We start from the raw sequence: 2,687 nt of genomic DNA, 5'->3' as shown, positions 1-2,687 counted from the left end.
TACGCGCTCTTTCGGAGTAGCCCGTCAGCCGCTCGAAGGCGTCGTTGATGTACACCATCGGCGTCGTCTGGGCGGTCGGCGTCGGCGATGGTCGACGCCGACCGGCGCCTCGTCGATGGCTCGCTCCTTCAGCCGGAGTTCCTCGCGGACGCCGAGGTTTTCGATGGGCATCCGGGCGGCGCCGTCGGTCCGGAGCGGCGGCCGCCCCCTCCAGTGCCGCCCGGAGTCGCTCGAGCAGTCGGCGCTCGGCGTCGGATGTCGTCTTCGGTACGAACTCGTCGACGCCGGCGGCGACCGCTCGGCTGGCGACCGTCTCGTCGTCCGCCACGACGACGACAGGAACGTCGGTGTCGCGTTCCCGAACCGCCTCCAGCACCCCGACCGCGTCGAGGTCCGCATCGTCGACCACCACCACACAGTCGGCCTCCTCGAGTCGAGTCAGCGCCCCGGCCGCATCCGTCGCCGTGAGCACGGCGAACGACCCTTCACCCTCGATGGCGGCCGTCGGACCGTCGGCCGACCCCGACACGGTGAGCACCCTCGCCCCCTGTGTTCCGGTCATGGATACCTCACTGGTTTGGGTAGGGCCGGCAGAGGTATAAACGTGGATGCCGGCTGGACCCGCCGAAGCGTCCTTCAGGCTCGGAACGACAGTTCGTCGCTCCCGGTCGCCCCGTCGGAGTCGGTGACGAGGACGGAGACGGTGTAGCTCTCGCCGTCACCTTTCTTGATTTCGGTGTACTCGCTGCCGCTCGCCTCGCCACCGCTGACCCGCCTCGTGTCGGTGTAGACGCTCCGTCCGGCGGAGTCGCGGATGGTCACGTCGACAGACGCGAGGTTGCCGTCGGCGTCGGCGACGGTCCACTCGGCGTTGAGTTCCGCATGCGGGTTCGGCGGCGAGGAGTCGTATGCGGACAGCGACTCGACGGTCGGCGCCTCGTTACCGACCGGCGTCGTGAACGTCGCCGTTCCGCCAGCGTCGGCGTCGCCGTCGCTGGCGGTCGCCGTTGTACGGTACTCGTAGTCTGTGTCGTCGTCGAGGCCGTCGACGCGCCGTCTGACCGTCCCGGTGGTGGAAACCGTTTCGACGCCGCCGTCGACCCAGGCATCGGCCCCGACACGGCGATACTCGAAGGTCACGTCCACCGAGTCGGCGTCACCGAGGTCGGTGAGGTCGGCGGTGAGCGTCGCCGCTGTCGGCTCGATATCGGTCGCGCCGGCCGTCTCGACGCCGAGCAACGAGTCGGTCGTGAACCGAAGCGCGTCGCCGCGGGCACTGTCGCCGTCGCTGCCGGTCGCGGTGGCGCGGAACTCGTAGTCCGTCTCGGGGTCGAGGTCGGAGACCCGGGCCTCGAAGGAGCCGTTCGCGGTCAGTTCGCCGGCGTCGACGCGGTAGCCCGTGGAGGTGGCGAGGTCGTAGTACGTGAATCCGACCGAAACGCTGTCTGCACCCCCGGTGTCGGTCAGCGTCCCTTCGAGCGTCGCGGCGTTCTCATCGAGCGCAGTTACGGCATCGGTTGTGACGCCCAGCAGTGTATCGGTCGTGAACGTCCGACCGCCGCCGTAACCGTAGGTACCGTCGTCACCCTCCGCGCGCGCCCGGTATTCGTATTCGGTGTCGGCGCTCAGACCGGTGAGGTCGGCGGCGAACTCGCCGGGCGAGGAGAGCGTCTGTCGGTCGGTCTCCTGCCACGACCCGCCGCTGACGCGGTAGCTGAACCACACCGCACAACTGTCGGCGCTGCCGAGGTCCTCTAGGGTGGCGGTGACGGTCGCCCGGTCTTCTTCGAGTGCCGTCACGTCGCCGGTCGTCAGCGTCGGCGAGACGTACGCGTAGAACGTGTCCGTCGAACCGGTAACGCGGCCACTGCTCGTCTCGGCGACCGCACGATACTCGTAGGTCACGCCCGGCTCAACCGTGCCGGTGGTGGCGGTGTAGGACTCCGGTTGGGAGAGCGTCGTCCCCTCCGTTGTCGTCCACGCATCGTCGCCTTCCGGCCGGAGTTCGAAGTAGCAGTACGCCTCAGTCGCGTCGCCGAGGGCGTCGAGCGTGCCGCCGAGTATCCACTCGGTGTCGCCGTACTTGTCGGCCCAATCGGTCGTCACCGACAGCGACGACCCCGCGGCGGTTCCGGCCACAGCGAGCGTCGTAAAGCCGACGCCAAGCGTCTTCAGGGCGGTTCGTCTGGTCGTGGTGGGCGTGTCAGCAGGGTCCATCTGACAACTTTCGTTCCTCAACGATACACCCTAAGTATTACTCTCGTTTTCGTCGTTGTAACTTGCCGTGGACCTACCGAGGACAGCGGCGGCGAGTAGGTAAAACCGCTCTTTGTTCTACGGTAACACATTATCCGTTCGACGGGGAACAGAGGTGGTATGACGCGAATCGGTTCGCTATCGATGGCGCAACTGGCCGTCGTCGTCGGGGTCCTGCTCGTCGGCGGAACCGTCGGCGCGGTCGTACTCGATACCGACGCCACCGAGCCGACTGAATCACCCGAAAACGATGCCGTCTCGACGTTCGACTCACCGGAGGAGTTCCGCGCGTATCTCCGAGAAGCCGAGGCCACGTCAGGGTACGGCGGTCTCGGCGACCAGGTGCAAGCGTCGGCCGCACGGACCACCTCGGCGGACGCGCCCGCCGCCGAACCACGGGCGGAAGCCGGCGGTGACGGCGGAGCAGGGGG

The 2,687-nt window shown here is 67.8% G+C and carries 2 protein-coding genes and 1 pseudogene; 1 reads left to right on the top strand and 2 read right to left on the bottom strand.

What is annotated here, in order from left to right; genetic code table 11:
• Window positions 1–562: pseudogene (locus GJ631_RS18280) on the bottom strand (hypothetical protein); the annotation flags it as partial.
• A 74-nt stretch (window positions 563–636) separates the two neighbouring features.
• Entirely contained in the window at window positions 637–2,217 is a 1,581-nt protein-coding gene (locus GJ631_RS18275) for a hypothetical protein (RefSeq protein ID WP_156710522.1), read from the bottom strand.
• A gap of 159 nt (window positions 2,218–2,376) precedes the next feature.
• Between GJ631_RS18275 and GJ631_RS18270 the strand changes: the two genes are divergently transcribed.
• Window positions 2,377–2,687, top strand: a 311-nt coding sequence (locus tag GJ631_RS18270) for a hypothetical protein (RefSeq protein ID WP_156710521.1), incomplete at its 3' end; no start/stop codon positions are given.

This window comes from Natronomonas sp. CBA1123 (genome assembly GCF_009741925.1).
Taxonomy (GTDB): domain Archaea; phylum Halobacteriota; class Halobacteria; order Halobacteriales; family Haloarculaceae; genus Natronomonas.
Note: the sequence above shows the minus strand (reverse complement) of the source record. Positions and strands in the feature narration are given on the sequence as shown.

What these genes read in the sequence shown, in the direction of transcription:
- GJ631_RS18275 (WP_156710522.1), bottom strand. Translation starts at nt 2,217, where the DNA reads ATGGACCCTGCTGACACGCCCACCACGACCAGACGAACCGCCCTGAAG.